Raw genomic sequence first — 17,001 nt, forward strand, 5'->3', positions numbered from 1 at the left:
CTACGAATTGCTGGCGAACGCGATAGGGCCTGGATACGTCACAAGCGGGCGACCAAACAAAAACCCCCGGTTCTCACCGGGGGTTTTCGTTCAACACATCAGGCGATCAGGCTCAGGCGGCAACCGTCTTGGCCACGTCCTGGTAATCCTCGATCTGGTCGAAGTTCATGTAGCGGTAGATGTCCTTGCTGCTGGCATCGAGCACGCCGATGTCGGCCATGTACTCTTCCTTGGTCGGGATGCGACCCAGGCGCGAGCAGATCGCGGCCAGCTCGGCCGAACCCAGGTACACGTTCGAGTTGCGGCCCAGGCGGTTCGGGAAGTTGCGGGTCGAGGTCGAGAACACCGTCGCGCCCTCGCGCACCTGTGCCTGGTTGCCCATGCACAGCGAGCAGCCCGGCATTTCCATGCGCGCGCCAGCAGTGCCGAAGGTGCCGTAGTGGCCTTCCTTGGTCAGCTCCGACGCATCCATCTTGGTCGGCGGGGCGACCCACAGCTTGGTCGGGATGTCGCGCTTGCCTTCCAGCAGCTTGGCGGCCGCACGGAAGTGACCGATGTTGGTCATGCACGAACCGATGAACACTTCATCGATGGCCGCGCCGGCCACGTCCGACAGCGTCTTGACGTCGTCCGGATCGTTCGGGCAGGCCACGATCGGCTCGTGGATGTCGGCCAGGTCGATCTCGATGACGGCGGCGTACTCGGCATCGGCATCCGGCTCCAGCAGCTCCGGGTTGGCCAGCCACGCTTCCATCTTCTCGATGCGGCGCGCCAGCGAACGCGCGTCCTGGTAACCCTCGGCGATCATCCACTTCAGCAGCGTGATGTTGCTGGTGAGGTACTCGATGATCGGTTCCTTGCTCAGGTGCACCGAGCAGCCGGCAGCCGAACGTTCGGCCGAGGCATCGGACAGCTCGAATGCCTGTTCGACCTTCAGGTCCGGCAACCCTTCGATTTCCAGGATGCGGCCGGAGAAGATGTTCTTCTTGCCCGCCTTGGCGACGGTCAGCAGGCCCGACTTGATCGCGTACAGCGGAATCGCGTTGACCAGGTCACGCAGGGTCACGCCCGGCTGCATCTTGCCCTTGAAGCGCACCAGCACCGATTCGGGCATGTCCAGCGGCATCACGCCGGTCGCGGCAGCGAAGGCGACCAGGCCGGAGCCGGCCGGGAACGAAATGCCCACCGGGAAACGGGTGTGCGAATCGCCGCCGGTGCCGACCGTGTCGGGCAGCAGCATGCGGTTGAGCCAGCTGTGGATCACGCCGTCGCCCGGGCGCAGCGAGATGCCGCCACGGGTGGAGATGAACTCCGGCAGCGTGTGGTGGGTCTTGACGTCCACCGGCTTCGGATACGCGGCGGTGTGGCAGAACGACTGCATCACCAGGTCGGCCGAGAAGCCCAGGCAGGCCAGGTCCTTCAGCTCGTCGCGGGTCATCGGGCCGGTGGTGTCCTGCGAGCCCACCGAGGTCATCTTCGGTTCGCAGTAGGTGCCCGGGCGCATGCCCTGGCCTTCCGGCAGGCCACAGGCGCGGCCGACCATCTTTTGCGCCAGCGAGAAGCCCTTGCCGGTATCCGGCGGGTCCATCGGCAGGCGGAACAGGTCGGTCGGGGCCAGGCCCAGCGCTTCGCGCGCCTTGGCGGTCAGGCCACGGCCGATGATCAGCGGAATGCGGCCACCGGCGCGCACTTCGTCGAACAGCACATCCGACTTCACCTGGAACTCGGCGATGACCTGGCCATCCTTCAGCGCCTTGCCGTCGTACGGGCGCAGCTCGACCACGTCGCCCATGTTCATCTGCGACACGTCCAGCTCGATCGGCAGCGCGCCGGCATCTTCCATGGTGTTGTAGAAGATCGGTGCGATCTTCGAGCCCAGGCACACGCCGCCGAAACGCTTGTTCGGAATGAACGGAATGTCTTCGCCGGTGAACCACAGCACCGAGTTGGTGGCCGACTTGCGGCTCGAACCGGTACCGACCACGTCGCCCACGTAGGCGACCAGGTGGCCCTTGTCCTTCAGCGATTCGATGAACTTGACCGGGCCGCGCTTGCCGTCTTCTTCCGGCTCGATGCCATCGCGCTTGTTCTTCAGCATGGCCAGCGCGTGCAGCGGGATGTCCGGGCGGGTGGTGGCGTCCGGGGCCGGCGACAGGTCGTCGGTGTTGGTTTCGCCGGTCACCTTGAGCACGGTGATCGTCAGGCTCTGCGGCACTTCCGGGCGGCTGGTGAACCACTCGGCATCGGCCCAGCTCTGCAGCACGCCCTGGGCGTTGGCATTGCCGGCCTTGGCCCTTTCCTGCACGTCGTGGAAGGCATCGAACACCAGCAGGGTATTCTTCAGCGCGGTGGCGGCGATCGCGCCGACCACGGCGTCGTCCAGCAGCTGCACCAGCGGCGCGACGTTGTAGCCGCCCAGCATGGTGCCCAGCAGTTCGGTGGCGCGCTCGCGCGAGATCAGCGCGTTGGTTTCGCTGCCGAAGGCGATGGCGGCCAGGTACGAGGCCTTGACCTTGGCGGCGTCATCGACGCCGGCCGGCACGCGGTGGGTGAGCAGGTCGAGCAGGAACTCGGCCTCGCCCGCCGGCGGGTTCTTCAGCAGTTCAATGACGTCGGCCGTCTGCTGGGCGCTCAGCGGCAGCGGCGGGATGCCAAGCGCGGCGCGCTCGGCTACGTGGTGGCGGTAGGCTTCCAACATGACAACTCCCGGGAAATTCTTTGAAAAGACTTCGGTTGAATACGGCGGTTGAGTTACGGGCTCAGGCTTGCGGCACGATCAGCTTCAGGCCCTTGAAGTAGTCGCGGTAAAATTTGTCGTTCCAGGTGATCAGGCCGTCGCACTGCAGCAGTGCGTGCGCGCCGACCATGAAATCGTCGATGCCGCGGCGGTCGCTGCCGCGCTGGCGATGGCGGCGGTGCATCTCGCCGGCGCGCAGTGCCGACTTGGCTTCCAGCGGGCTGAAGCGGATGCCCATTTCCTCAAGCGCTTCCTGCACTTCGGCACCACCGCGCAGCGCAGCGCAGATCTCGGCCAGCACCACGCCGCAGATCACCACCCGTCCGCCAACCAGGCTCTGCCGCAGGCAGGCTTCCACCGCGTCGGCCTGGGGGCCGTTGCTGAGCAGTTCGATCAGGACCGGGGAATCGACGGCGATCATGCGGGGCTCATTCGGCGTCGCGCACGGCAACGACGGCCGCTTCGGCGGAATCGAACCCGTCCAGCGCGAACTTGCCGCGTGCACGCGAGATGGCGTCGTCGACGCTCTTGCGCAGGATGATGCGGCTGCCGTCGAGCTCCACTTTCAACTGGGTGCCCTTGGTCAGGCCGAGCGCGTCGCGGACCGCCTTGGGCAAGGTGATCTGTCCGCGTTCTGCAACGGTGGCTTCCATCGGTAGGCCCTCCAAAGTATGCACAAATTATACATACTTCCCCGGGCATACTTCCACCCAGCCCTGTTCAGGAACGCTGTCCCGGAACCGCCCGCGCCCTGCCACGCCAATGACATGGGCGATACATACGTATAGGTAGCCTGATGCCCTGCCGACGACCGAGGCTTGGCTGAAGGGTTCATACTGACCCCCAGGCCGGAGTGTGGTCACCGGCAACCGCAAGCAGGCCCGCAGCGGCCACTGCAAGCCATCCGCAAGAGGAGTTTCCCCGCATGAGCGATTCGTTCTCCACCCGCAGCCAGCTGGACGTCGCCGGCAGCACCTACGACTACTTCAGCCTGCCCAAGCTCGGACAGCAGTTCGACATCTCCCACCTGCCCTACTCGATGAAGATCCTGCTGGAGAACCTGCTCCGGCACGAGGACGGCGGCGCCACCGTGGGCCGCGAGCACATCGAAGCGGTGGCGAAATGGGACCCGAAGGCCGAGCCGGACATCGAAATCGCCTTCATGCCGGCCCGCGTGGTGCTGCAGGACTTCACCGGCGTGCCCTGCGTGGTCGACCTGGCCGCGATGCGCGACGCGGTGGTCAAGCTGGGTGGCCGCCCGGAACAGATCAATCCGCAGATTCCCTCGGAACTGGTCATCGACCACTCGGTGCAGGTGGATGTGTTCGGCACGCCTGACGCCCTGGACCTCAACGGCAAGATCGAATTCCAGCGCAACCAGGAACGTTACGGCTTCCTGCGCTGGGGCCAGAAGGCGTTCGACAACTTCAAGGTGGTGCCGCCCAACACCGGCATCGTCCACCAGGTGAACCTGGAGAACCTGGCCCGGGTGGTGATGACCGCGGACAAGGACGGCAAGGCCGTTGCCTACCCTGACACCGTGTTCGGCACCGACAGCCACACCACCATGATCAACGGCATCGGCGTGCTCGGCTGGGGCGTGGGCGGCATCGAGGCCGAAGCGGCCATGCTGGGCCAGCCCTCCTCCATGCTGATTCCGCAGGTGGTCGGCTTCAAACTCACCGGCCGCCTGCCCGAGGGCGCCACCGCCACCGATCTGGTGCTTACCGTCACCCAGATGCTGCGCAAGCACGGCGTGGTCGGCAAGTTCGTCGAGTTCTTCGGCGAAGGCCTGCAGCACCTTCCGCTGGCCGACCGCGCCACCATCGGCAACATGGCGCCGGAGTACGGCGCCACCTGCGGCATCTTCCCGATCGACAACGAATCGCTGACCTACCTGCGCCTGTCCGGCCGCAGCGAAGCACAGATCGCACTGGTCGAGGCCTATGCCAAAGCCCAGGGCCTGTGGCACGACGCCGACACCGCACCCGCCAGCTACAGCGCCACGCTGGAACTGGACATGGGCGAGGTGAAGCCGTCGCTGGCCGGCCCCAAGCGCCCGCAGGACCGCGTGCTGCTGCAGGACGTCAAGCAGAACTACCGCGACAACCTGGGCGGCCTCACCACCAACCGCGACAAGCGCAATGAAGACGTGGCCACCTTCGTCAACGAAGGCGGCGGCGCCGCGGTCGGCAACGAGCAGCTGGCCAAGGGACATGCCGACGTCGAACTGGACGGCAACCGCTTCCGGCTCAAGGACGGCGCGGTGGTCATCGCCGCGATCACCTCCTGCACCAATACCTCCAACCCGGCGGTGATGATCGGCGCCGGCCTGCTGGCCCGCAACGCCGCCGCCAGGGGCCTGGACCGCAAGCCGTGGGTGAAGACCTCGCTCGGCCCGGGCTCGCGCGTGGTCACCGACTACCTGGAAAAGGCCGGCGTACTCACCGAGCTGGAAAAGATCGGCTTCTACGTGGTCGGCTATGGCTGCACCACCTGCATCGGCAACTCCGGCCCCCTGCCCACCGAAATCAGCGCCGGCATCGCCAGCGGCGACCTGGTGGTGACCTCGGTGCTGTCGGGCAACCGCAACTTCGAGGGCCGCGTGCACCCCGAGGTGAAGATGAACTACCTGGCCAGCCCGCCGCTGGTGGTGGCCTACGCCATCGCCGGCACCACCGACATCGATCTCACCACCGAACCGCTAGGCACCGGCAGCGACGGCCAGCCGGTGTACCTGCGCGACATCTGGCCGAGCAACAAGGAGATCGGCGACGTGATCGCCGCCACCATCGGGCCGGAGATGTTCAAGCAGAACTACGCCGACGTGTTCAAGGGCGACAGCCGCTGGAACAACATCCAGTCGCCCGACGGCGACCTGTACGAATGGGACGGCAGCTCCACCTACATCAAGAACCCGCCGTACTTCGAGGGCATGACCATGCAGGTCGGCCATATCGACGACGTGCACGGGGCACGGGTGATGGGCCTGTTCGGCGACTCGATCACCACCGACCACATCTCCCCGGCCGGCAACATCAAGAAGGATTCCCCGGCAGGTCGTTTCCTGCAGGAACGCGGCGTGCAGCCGGCCGACTTCAACAGCTACGGCAGCCGCCGCGGCAACGACGACGTGATGGTGCGCGGTACCTTCGCCAACATCCGCATCAAGAACCTGATGTTCGGTGGCGAGGAAGGCGGCAACACCCTGTACTTCCCGCAGGATGGTGGCGAGCCGCAGAAGCTGGCCATCTACGACGCGGCCATGAAATACAAGGCCGAGGGCGTGCCGCTGGTGGTGTTCGCCGGCAAGGAATACGGCACCGGCTCCTCGCGCGACTGGGCGGCCAAGGGCACCAACCTGCTGGGCGTGAAGGCGGTGGTCGCCGAGAGCTTCGAGCGCATCCACCGCTCCAACCTGGTCGGCATGGGCGTGCTGCCGCTGCAGTTCAAGGCCGGCGAGAACGCCCAGTCGCTGGGCCTGGACGGCTCGGAAGTGGTCGACATCACCGGCCTGGCCGATGGCGCCAGCAAGACCGCCACCCTCACCGCCACCCGTGCCGACGGCACGGCAAGGAGCTTCGAGGCCCACGTCATGCTGCTGACCCCCAAGGAAGTGGAGTACTTCAAGCACGGCGGCCTGCTCCAGTACGTCCTGCGCCAGCTGGCGGCCCGCTGAAGCTGGCCTGCCCTCGTAGAGCCGGCCTCTGGCCGGCTCCTCATGGTCCCACCCCCGCGCACAGCCGGCCACAGGCCGGCTCTACACGTGCCCTGCACGCTTTATTCACAACCTCTTCGCGTTTTCCATTCGGCCCGGTATGCTGCCGGGGACCGAAACGACGGATACTGTCCGCCGGCATCACACCATCAACGTTTCCTGGAGGGGGAATATGAGTCTGGAACGTCCCTGGCTGAAGAGCTATCCGAACGGCGTACCTGCCGAAATCGACGTCAACGAGTTCCATTCGGTCTCGGCCGTGTTCGACGCCTCGGTGGCCAAGTACCGCGACCGTCCCGCCTATTCCAGCTTCGGCAAGGTGCTCACCTATGGTGAAACCGACGCCCTGGTCGAACAGTTCACCGCCTACCTGCTGGGCGAACTGAAGCTCAAGAAGGGCGACCGCGTCGCCCTGATGATGCCCAACTGCCTGCAGTACCCGGTCGCCACCTTCGGCGTCCTGCGGGCCGGCCTGACCGTGGTCAACGTCAACCCGCTGTACACCGCGCGCGAGCTCAAGCACCAGCTGGTCGACTCCGGCGCAGCGGTGCTGGTGGTGGTGGACAACTTCGGCGACACCGTGCAGCAGGTCATCGCCGACACCCCGATCAAGCAGGTCATCACCACCGGCCTGGGCGACATGCTCGGCCTGAAGGGCGTGGTGGTGAACTTCGTGCTGAAGTACATCAAGAAGATGGTGCCCAACTACACCCTGCGCGGCGCCATCCGCTTCAACCAGGCGCTGAAGCTGGGCAGCGGCCACACCCTGCCGAAGGTGGAACTGGACCACGACGACGTGGCCTTCCTGCAGTACACCGGCGGCACCACCGGCGTGGCCAAGGGGGCAATGCTCACCAACCGCAACCTGGTCGCCAACATGCAGCAGGCGTCGGCGTGGATCTCCGCGTCGGGCATCGAAATGGGCAAGGAAGTCATCATCACCGCCCTGCCGCTGTACCACATCTTCGCACTGACCGCGAACGGACTGGTCTTCATGAAGTTCGGTGGCTGCAACCACCTGATCACCAACCCGCGCGACATGAAGGGCTTCGTCAAGGAGCTCAAGTCGACCCGCTTCACCGCGATCACCGGCGTCAACACGCTGTTCAACGGCCTGCTCAACACCCCCGGCTTCGACGAGGTGGACTTCTCCTCGCTGAAGGTCACCCTGGGCGGCGGCATGGCGGTGCAGCGCGCCGTGGCCGAGCGCTGGAAGAAGACCACCGGCGTCACCCTGGTCGAGGCCTACGGCCTGACCGAGACCTCACCGGCGGCCTGCATTAACCCGCTCGACCTGCCTGAGTACAACGGCGCGATCGGCCTGCCGATTCCGTCCACCGACGCCTGCGTGAAGGACGACAACGGCGCCACCCTGACGCCGGGCGATGTCGGCGAGCTGTGCATCCGCGGGCCGCAGGTGATGAAGGGCTACTGGCAGCGCCCGGAAGACACCGCCAAGGCCATCGACGCCGACGGCTGGCTGCACACCGGCGACATGGCGCGCATGGACGAGAATGGCTTCTTCTACATCGTGGACCGCAAGAAGGACATGATCCTCGTGTCCGGCTTCAACGTGTACCCGAACGAAGTCGAAGACGTCATCGCGATGATGCCGGGCGTGCTGGAAGTGGCTGCGGTCGGCGTGCCCGACGAAAAGTCCGGCGAAATCGTCAAGGTCGTGATCGTCAAGAAGGACCCGAACCTGACCGCCGAGATGGTCAAGGAACACGCCCGCGCCAACCTGACCGGGTACAAGCACCCGAAGATCGTCGAGTTCCGCAAGGAACTGCCGAAGACCAACGTCGGCAAGATCCTGCGCCGCGAGCTGCGAGACGCCCCGGCGGCGTAACCAGACTGAATCACGTGAGAAGCTGACGCCCGCGAGGCTATCCTCGCGGGCGTTTCCATTTCCGGGCGGCGTGGCTCGGATTGAAACGAATCCGCGGATTCTGCACCGACATACCACTCGGGCGCGCGCAGGCACGTCGCTGACCGCACACGCAATACCCCCGCCGCGCAAGGCGTACGGGGATTCCAGCCAGTTTCCAAGGCCCCGCAACGGTGCGACCGGATCCATGCATTGCACCCGGCACCGGCGGTGTAGGATCGCGGCGTGTGGACCCGTCCGGCCTGCCGCCCACCGTCCTCCCTGCAGGCCAACCCGCCGAGGTAATCCCCATGCAATCCATCGAAAAGCTTCCGTATTCCCGCGGCTACGCGACCATCCGCACCGAATCGACTCCGGACAATGCCGCCCACTGGCTGTTCATGCACGCCGACGCCGCCACCGGCATCCGTCCCTGCTGCCGCAAGGACATGCTGGATGAGATGTGGAGCGTGATGAGCCAGATCACCCTGTCCCCCGCCGAGCGCAACAGCGGCCGCCTGCGCCACTTCGTGCTCGCCTCCGATGCCACCGCCTACAACCTGGGCGGCGACCTGGCCCTGTTCGCCCAGCTGATCCGCGAAGGCAACCGCGACCGCCTGCTGGCCTATGCGCAGCGCTGCGTGGAAGGCGTGCACCACCTGCACACTGGCTTCGGTGGCGACGTGCGCTCGATCGCACTGATCCAGGGCGATGCGCTGGGCGGTGGCCTGGAAATGGCGCTGGCCTGCCACACCATCATCGCCGAGGAAGGCTGCGGCATGGGCCTGCCCGAAGTGCTGTTCGGGCTGTTCCCCGGCATGGGCGCGTACTCGTTCCTGTGCCGCCGCGTGGCGCCGCAGCTGGCCGAGAAGATCATCCTGGAAGGCCGGGTCTACTCGTCCGAAGAGATGCATGCCATGGGCGTGGTCGACGTGCTGGTGCCGAAGGGCCAGGGCGTAAAGGCGGCCGAAGACCTGATCCGCCAGCAGCAGCGCACCCCGCGCACCTACCTGGCCATGAACGCCGCCCGCAACCTTGCACAGGCGGTGGGCTACGATGAACTGCTCGAAATCACCAAGATCTGGGTGGATTCGGCATTGGCCCTGGAAGACAAGTCGCTGCGCACCATGGACCGGCTGATCAAAGCGCAGACCCGCCGTGCCCAGTTCGATGCCGCGTAAGCGCGGCACCGTCAACAAGGGGGTCAGGTAAAAAAGCCCGGTGAGGACCGGGCTTTTTTCCTTTCAACGCATGTCGATCCCGCCGTCGTCGCTGGACGACGCGCCGGGGCGACGCCGCTCCTCCAACGCCTGGCGGCCTTCCTTGACCGCGCCGCGGATCAGCTTCATCCGCTCGCGCCATTCGCTCTTGAGCTGCCAGTCGGCCAGGTGCATCACCTCGCCGGCACGGTAAGCCACCCGCACCAGTCCCAGGTTGCTGGCCACGCCCTTGATGGCATGCGCCTGCTCGCGAAGGTGCGGCCAGTCGCCGCGCTCGCCCGCTTCCATGGCCACGCCCACGCACTGCGTGGCGTCGGCCAGGCACTGGCGGATGAACTCCTGCTCGAAGCCGTCGCCCATGCCCAGCGCAGCCAGCTCGTCGAGCACGCCGGTGTCCAGCACGCCCACCGCCACCGGTGGCGGCTGCACCACTGCGGTGCGCACCTTGAGGCCGTCATTGGCGGCAATCTCGGCCAGCGTGTCGAGCAGCTTCACCGGGACCACCGGCTTGCCGAAGAACGTATGTGCGCCGGCCTGGGTGCACTGCTGGATCGACTCGGGGGTGACGTCGGCGCTGAGTACCAGCACCGGGGTGCGCGGCGCGCCACCGGCCTGCAGCACGCGCAGCTCCTTGAGCATGTCCAGCCCGCTCATGCCGGGCATGTGCAGGTCGACGATGGCCACGTCGTAATCGCTCTCGGCCATGGCATCGAGCACCGCCTCGCCACCGTTCACGCACACGACCTTGTGCCCGGCCTTCTGCAGCAGCCGCTGCAGCACCAGCCGGTTGGCCTGGTGGTCGTCGGCGACCAGCACCTTCATGCTGCGCACGCGGGCGCGATGGCGCAGGAACGGGTCGGCGAACGCGATCACATTGTCCGGTGCCCCGCTGCCGCCGTCCCCGACCACGGCCGGGGTGTACTCGCCGGCCACCACCGGCGGCAGCGCGAACGGCAGTTCGAACCAGAAGCAGCTGCCCTGCGGCGGGTTCTCGGCATAGCCGATCTGTCCGCCCATTGCTTCCACCAGCCCCCGTGAAATCGAGGTCCCCAGCCCGCTGCCCTCATGGCGGCGGCCCAGGCTGACGTCGGCCTGCTCGAAGGCCTGGAACAGGCGCGCGCGCATGTCCGGGACCACGCCGATGCCGGTGTCGAGGATGTCGAAGCGCAGCCGGACCTGGCCCTCGTTCTCTTCGCGCAGCTGCGATACGCGGATCTCGACGCGGCCGTGCTCGGTGAACTTGACCGCATTGCCGGCCAGGTTGAGCAGGATCTGGCGCAGGTGGCCGAGATCGCCGCGCAGCAGCTTAGGCACGCCGGCGGCCACCTTGACCTGGTAGTCCAGCCGCTTTAGCCTGGCCTGCGGCATCAGGATCAGGCCGATCGACTGCACCACCTCGTCCAGCGAGAAGTCCTCGGCGACCACGCGCAGCTTGCCGGCTTCGATCGCCGAAATGTCCAGCACCTCTTCCACCAGCGCCAACAGGCTGCGCGAGGAGGCCTGGATGGTGTTGACGCACTCGCGCTGTTCTTCGTCGAGGGTGGTGGTGGCCAGCACCTCGGTCATGCCGGACAGGCCGTTCAGCGGCGTGCGGAATTCGTGGCTCATGTTGGCCAGGAAGCGGCTCTTGGCTTCGCTGGCGCGGCGCGCCTCGTCCATCGCGTGGGTCAACTGGCGCAGCAGCGTGGCGAAGTACAGCGGCACCGCCGCCAGGCCCAGCCACAGGCCGAAGCCCAGCCGCGCGTTGGCCTGCCAGTACCCAGTGCCCAGCACGGTCACGCCGAAGCTGACCAGCGCCATGCCCACGGCCGCGTACAGGTATTTGTTGCCGTAGCGCATGCCGTTGCCCACGGTCACCCACATCACCACGATGTAGACCCAGGCCAGCGGCTCGCCCATCTGCACCATGCCCGCAGCGATGAGGCCGTAGTCGGCCAGCATGCCGGCGACGCGGCGCGGATCGGAACGCCCGGGGCGTGCCAGCAGCCACGCGAACAGCAGCACCGACAGCGTCAACCCGGTCAGCACGATGCCCAGCACCACCTGGTATTGATGGTGCGGCAGGTCATGGCGCGGACCGGGAAGCAACACGTAGCCCAGGATCAGCACGATCAGCACCATGCGCACGATCGCCTGGCCGTGCTCGGTATCGGGTCGGTTGCCCAGCCGCTGCTTCAACGCATGGATCATGCCCTGCACGTCATAACCCCGGTCGCGCCGACGCAGTGGAATGCTGCGCGCAGATCTCATCCAGCTGTTGCCGGCCGCGCAGCAGCGCATCCACGCAGCGCGGGTCGAACAGGCGGCCGCGCTGCGCGTACAGGTAGGCCAGGGTCGCTTCCATCGTCCACGCTTCCTTGTACGGGCGCGGCGAGATCAGCGCATCGAACACGTCGGCCACCGCCACGATGCGCGCTTCCAGCGGAATCGCGTCGCCGCGCAGGCCGTCGGGATAGCCGCTGCCGTCATAGCGCTCGTGGTGGCGCAGCGCGATCAGCGCGCCAACCTGGATGAAGCGGTTCTGGCTGCCGCTGAGCAGCTCGTAGCCGATCCGGGGGTGCCGGCGCATGATCGCCAGCTCCTCCTCGTCCAGCTTGCCCTGCTTGAGCAGCACCGCATCGGGAATGGCGATCTTGCCCATGTCGTGCAGCGGGGCCGCCATTTCGATCAGCTTGACCTCTTCCTCGGGCAGGCCCAGCTGTTCGGCGATCAGCCCGGCCACGTGGGCCATGCGCTCCAGGTAGGCGCTGGTGCCGGCGTCACGGAACTCGATCGCGCGGGCCAGTCGCGACAGCGTTTCGCGCTCGCGCTCCTCGACCTCGTGCATGCTGGCCAGCAGGCGTTGTTCCAGCGACATCGCCCGCTGCTTCACGTTTTCGGACTGCTGGCGCAGCTGCAGGAGGTTGTAGCAGCGTGCGCGCAGTTCGCGCGGCCGGATCGGCTTGACCAGGAAGTCGATCACCCCGGCTTCGAGCGCGGCCTGGCGGATCGGTTCGTCGCCGACCACGGTAATCAGGATCACCGGGATGTCGCGGTGCTTGGGCAGGCGCCGGAACCGGCGGGCGAACTCCAGCCCGTCCATTTCCGGCATGCGGTAATCCAGCAGCAGCAGGTCCACCCCGTGCGATTCGCACCAGGCCAACGCGGTGAGCGGGTCGCCGAAATCATGCACGCTCAGCTCGGGCGCGATGTCCTCGATGACATGCCGCAGCATCGTGCGCGCGGACGTCTGATCGTCAACGATGACAATATTCAAGGCTGCTTCCGTCGTCTTTCTGGACCACACTGGAACGTGCTGCGAAAAGGATACTCCGCTGCTCTGAACTCCGGCACCTTGCATGGGACCCACCTCCGGTCATGATTCCCCTGTTCATGATCGTGGTGGCGCCGTGATGCGTGTCACGCAGGCGCCGCCCAGTTCTCATGATCCGCGGCCGTCGCCCATAGGGCGACTCAATAGGCCACGCGGAAACCATACTCGTACGGCCATCCCAGCGGAACCCCGCCGGGAGGCCTACGGCGGCCCTTCCGGAACTACGTCTCAGTTTTCGGGGCGCATGTAGGGGAAAAGCAGGACATCCCGGATCGAGCTGCTGCCGGTCAGCAGCATCACCAACCGGTCGATGCCGATGCCCAGGCCGCCGGTCGGCGCCATACCGTACTCCAGCGCACGGATATAGTCGGCGTCGTAGTGCATGGCCTCGTCGTCGCCACCTTCCTTGGCCGTGACCTGGGCCTGGAAGCGCGCGGCCTGGTCTTCCGGGTCGTTCAGCTCGGAGAAGCCGTTGGCCAGCTCCTTGCCGTTGATGAACAGCTCGAAGCGGTCGGTGTAGCCCGGCTGGTCGTCGTTGGCGCGGGCCAGCGGCGAGACCTCGACCGGGTGGTCGGTAATGAAGGTCGGCTGCACCAGGGTGTGCTCGACGGTGGCTTCGAAGATCTCCAGCAGCAGCTTGCCCCAGCCGTAGGACGGCTTGACCCGGATCTTCAGGCGTTCGCAATGGCGCAGCAGCGCCTCGCGGTCGGTGCAGTCGGCTTCGCTGATCTCGGGATTGTGGTGGCGCACCGCCTCGTCCATGCGCCAGCGACGGAACGCCGGGGCCAGGTCGATGGTGGCGCCGTCCCATTCCACCGTGGTGGTGCCCAGCACCTTGCTGGCCACGTCACGGATCACGCCTTCGGTCAGGTCCATCACTTCGTTGTACGTGGCGTAGGCCTCGTACAGCTCCATCATGGTGAATTCCGGGTTGTGCCGGGTGCTGACGCCTTCGTTGCGGAAGTTGCGGTTGATCTCGTACACGCGCTCCAGCCCACCCACCACCAGGCGCTTGAGGTACAGCTCCGGGGCCACGCGCAGGTACAGGTCCAGGTCCAGCGCGTTGTGGTGGGTGGTGAACGGCTTGGCCGTGGCGCCGCCGGGGATGTAATGCATCATCGGCGTTTCGACTTCCAGGAAGTCGCGGTTGTCCAGCCAGGCGCGCATGGCGCGGATGATCCGCGAGCGCTTGATGAACACCTCACGCGACTCCGGGGTCACGATCAGGTCGACATAGCGCTGGCGGTAGCGCTGTTCCACGTCGGCCAGGCCGTGCCACTTGTCCGGCAGCGGACGCAGCGACTTGGTCAGCAGGCGGATGCTGGTGGCCTTGACCGACAGCTCACCGGTCTTGGTACGGGTCAGCCCGCCTTCGACGGCGATGATGTCGCCCACGTCCCAGCCCTTGAAGGCGGCATACACATCGCCCAGCGCGGTGCCCTGCAGGAACAGCTGGATACGGCCGGACTCGTCCTGGATCTGGGCGAAGCTGGCCTTGCCCATCACCCGCTTGGCCATCAGCCGACCGGCCATCTTCACCGTGCGGTCGCTGGCTTCCAGCGCTTCGGCGGTCCACTGCTCGGCATCGGCGAACTCGGCCTGCAGCTTGCCGGCGAAATCCTCGCGACGGAAGTCGTTCGGGTAGGCGATGCCCTGCCCGCGCAGCGCGGTCAGTTTCGCGCGGCGCTCGGCGATGAGGCTGTTCTCGTCGACGGAGGGCTGCGGCGCGGGAGTCTGATCGTTCATGGCGTGGGTCTGTGTCTGGGGAAGATGGACAGGAAAGGGTAGAACAGGGGCCGGGCCGCACGCGGCGGCCCGACGGTCAGGCGTCGACGCGTTTGGCACCGACTTCAAGGCCCGACTTCAGGCTGGCTTCGACGAATTCGTCGAGGTCGCCGTCGAGCACCTTCTGCGTATCCGAACGTTCGATGCCGGTACGCAGGTCCTTGATGCGGCTCTGGTCGAGCACGTAGTTGCGGATCTGGCTGCCCCAGCCGATGTCGGACTTGGTCGCTTCCACCGCATCGCGCTCGGCGTTGCGCTTCTGGATTTCCAGCTCGTACAGCTTGGCGGCCAGCATCTTCATCGCGTTGTCGCGGTTCTGGTGCTGGCTGCGGCCGGTCTGGCAGGCCACGACCGTGTTGGTCGGGATATGGGTGATGCGCACCGCCGACTCGGTCTTGTTGACGTGCTGGCCACCGGCGCCCGACGACCGGTACACGTCGGTACGCAGGTCGGCCGGGTTGATGTCGATCTCGATGTTGTTGTCGACTTCCGGCGACACGAACACCGAGGTGAAGCTGGTGTGGCGGCGGTTGTCCGAATCGAACGGCGACTTGCGCACGAGGCGGTGCACGCCGGTTTCGGTCTTCAGCCAGCCATAGGCGTAGTCGCCTTCCACGCGCAGCGTGGCCGACTTGATGCCGGCGACGTCGCCGCCGGACACTTCCATCAGCTCGGTCTTCCAGCCACGCGATTCGCACCAGCGCAGGTACATGCGCAGCAGGATTTCAGCCCAGTCCTGGGCTTCGGTGCCGCCGGCACCGGCCTGGATGTCGACGAACGCGGGGGCGTTGTCCATCTTGCCGGAGAACATGCGCTGGAATTCCAGCTGTTCCACGTGCTTCTGGTACTTGTCCAGGTCGGCAACCACGGCCAGGGCGGTTTCTTCGTCCTGTTCGCTTTCAGCCAGTTCCAGCAGTTCGCCGGATTCGGTCAGGCCATCAAGAATGGTGGCGATGCCGCCCACGGTCTTTTCCAGGCTGGAACGCTCGCGGCCCAGGGTCTGGGCGTATTCGGCGTTGTTCCAGATATCGGGGTTTTCCAGTTCCCGGGTTACTTCTTCCAGACGCTCTTTCTTGGCGTCGTAGTCAAAGATACCCCCTGAGCGAGACCACGCGATCGGTCAGATCGGTGATTCGCTGGCGCACGGGATTGAGCTCGATCATATCGGCGGTCATGAAGGCTTGGGACAAGAGGCGAATTGTAGCGCAGAGCAGCCTGTTCATGTTTGAGGCCCGAGGGCGGATCGGCGGCGTCCGGAGCAGGCGCGTGGCATGGGTTCCTGCGGGCCGGCCAACGGCCGGCGCTACCGGATTTCGTCATGCATGACGGGTGGCGCCCCCGGCCGAGGTCGGCGGACGGGGGACGCGTCACCGCCCGGCGGCGGCCCCGGTAGCGCCGGCCGTTGGCCGGCCCAAGGGGTTCGTCACCGCACCTCGAACTCGCCCACCAGCACGGTATCGGCACTGTCCTTCAGGCGCATCGTGACCTGCTGGTCCTGCTGGCGGCGGCTGCCCCAGTGCGTGCTCAGGCGAAGCGTGAGCGTGGTCGCCCCGGTCACCAGCTGCTCGCGGCTGCCGAAGTAGTTCGCCTCCACCTTGTACCGGCCTGGCTTGGCCCGGCGCAGCGAGAACTGCTCCGGACCATAGCCGCCGGTGAAGTCGCGCGACATCTGCCCACCCTGGTAGCTCAGCCGGTTGCCGTAGAACACGCGCTCGCCGTTGGGATCGGTCACCCACAGGTCCATGTCGCTGTTGTCGCTGTCCCAGCTGAGCACCACGCGCAGGTCAAGCGGCATGGCCCGGCGCAGGCGCGGATCGACCGCGCCCGCGTCGACCCCGGTGCGCGCCACCAGCGTGGTCAGCTCGTCCAGTGCAATCAGCGAGATGCCGTCGAAGCGGGCGTCCCACGGCCGCACGACCACATCGTTGAAGGCGGCCAGCGCCGCTGCCGGCTGGTTGTCGGCCTCCAGCGCCAGGGCCAGGTCGCGGAAGCTCTGCGGCTCTTCCTCGCCCAGCGCCAGCACGTCGCGGAACACTGGTACCGCCAGCGCCGGCGCCTTGGCCTGCATCAGGCGGTAACCGAGCACGCGCAGCACGTGGCGGTTTTCCAGCTGCATTTCTGCCAGGTTCGACAGCACCCGCAGCGCGAGGTCGCGCTGGCCCTGGGCCAACAGGATGTCTGCCACGTCGAGATAGAACGCGCTGCTGTCGGCATGCGCTGCGCGCTCCTGCAGGTACAGCGCGTAGACCGCGTCGGGGCGCGCGGCGCGCAGGCGGCGGGCGTAGACCGAGTCCGGCGCCCATGCCGCCACCGTGATGCGCAGGGCACCCTGGTTGACCCCGGTGTCGACCTCCTCGTCCG

At 66.4% G+C, this 17,001-nt stretch carries 11 protein-coding genes; 3 read left to right on the forward strand and 8 right to left on the reverse strand.

Annotated elements, in window-relative coordinates:
• Positions 1-112: 112 nt before the first annotated feature.
• The 3 genes from acnB to RWO33_RS09490 all read right to left on the reverse strand — a co-directional run bounded on the left by acnB (position 113) and on the right by RWO33_RS09490 (position 3,390).
• Positions 113-2,698 (reverse strand): bifunctional aconitate hydratase 2/2-methylisocitrate dehydratase, encoded by a 2,586-nt coding sequence (gene acnB / locus RWO33_RS09480; RefSeq protein ID WP_314104611.1) that lies wholly within the window; start codon positions 2,696-2,698, stop codon positions 113-115.
• A gap of 61 nt (positions 2,699-2,759) precedes the next feature.
• Complete coding sequence (locus RWO33_RS09485; RefSeq protein WP_314104613.1) at positions 2,760-3,158, reverse strand: type II toxin-antitoxin system VapC family toxin; 399 nt, start codon at positions 3,156-3,158, stop codon at positions 2,760-2,762.
• A 7-nt stretch (positions 3,159-3,165) separates the two neighbouring features.
• The gene (locus tag RWO33_RS09490; protein WP_314104615.1) at positions 3,166-3,390 is read right to left on the reverse strand and encodes an AbrB/MazE/SpoVT family DNA-binding domain-containing protein; all 225 of its coding nucleotides are present in this window, start codon (positions 3,388-3,390) and stop codon (positions 3,166-3,168) included.
• A 272-nt stretch (positions 3,391-3,662) separates the two neighbouring features.
• Between RWO33_RS09490 and acnA the strand changes: the two genes are divergently transcribed.
• From acnA to RWO33_RS09505, 3 genes are all read left to right on the forward strand, one after another.
• Entirely contained in the window at positions 3,663-6,416 is a 2,754-nt protein-coding gene (gene acnA, locus RWO33_RS09495) for an aconitate hydratase AcnA (RefSeq protein WP_314104617.1), read from the forward strand.
• Between the two features lie 211 nt (positions 6,417-6,627).
• Positions 6,628-8,304, forward strand: coding sequence for a long-chain fatty acid--CoA ligase (locus RWO33_RS09500; RefSeq protein WP_314104619.1), 1,677 nt, complete (start codon positions 6,628-6,630; stop codon positions 8,302-8,304).
• Between the two features lie 329 nt (positions 8,305-8,633).
• A complete protein-coding gene (locus RWO33_RS09505; RefSeq protein ID WP_145477776.1) occupies positions 8,634-9,503 on the forward strand; it encodes a crotonase/enoyl-CoA hydratase family protein in 870 nt (289 codons plus the stop codon).
• Positions 9,504-9,566: 63 nt separating this feature from the next.
• Here the strand turns inward: RWO33_RS09505 and RWO33_RS09510 are convergent, their stop codons facing one another.
• The 5 genes from RWO33_RS09510 to RWO33_RS09530 form a co-directional block, all read right to left on the reverse strand.
• A complete protein-coding gene (locus RWO33_RS09510; protein WP_314104627.1) occupies positions 9,567-11,732 on the reverse strand; it encodes an ATP-binding protein in 2,166 nt (721 codons plus the stop codon).
• 10 nt (positions 11,733-11,742) lie between these two features.
• Positions 11,743-12,882 carry a two-component system response regulator gene (locus tag RWO33_RS09515; RefSeq protein WP_314104621.1) on the reverse strand — a complete coding sequence of 380 codons (1,140 nt, stop codon included), beginning with the start codon at positions 12,880-12,882 and terminating at the stop codon, positions 11,743-11,745.
• A 201-nt stretch (positions 12,883-13,083) separates the two neighbouring features.
• Positions 13,084-14,601, reverse strand: a complete 1,518-nt coding sequence (lysS, locus tag RWO33_RS09520; protein WP_314104623.1) for a lysine--tRNA ligase — start codon at positions 14,599-14,601, stop codon at positions 13,084-13,086.
• A gap of 76 nt (positions 14,602-14,677) precedes the next feature.
• Positions 14,678-15,803, reverse strand: a protein-coding gene (gene prfB / locus RWO33_RS09525) for a peptide chain release factor 2 (protein WP_145478516.1) whose coding sequence is annotated in 2 segments (ribosomal slippage) — positions 14,678-15,727 and positions 15,729-15,803 — 1,125 coding nt in all. Because the reading frame shifts where the segments join, the coding sequence is not laid out codon by codon here.
• Positions 15,804-16,063: 260 nt separating this feature from the next.
• Positions 16,064-17,001 (reverse strand): DUF2135 domain-containing protein (locus RWO33_RS09530; RefSeq protein WP_314104625.1); only part of this gene is annotated, 938 nt, incomplete at its 5' end.

This window comes from uncultured Stenotrophomonas sp. (genome assembly GCF_963519925.1).
GTDB lineage: Bacteria > Pseudomonadota > Gammaproteobacteria > Xanthomonadales > Xanthomonadaceae > Stenotrophomonas > Stenotrophomonas maltophilia_AE.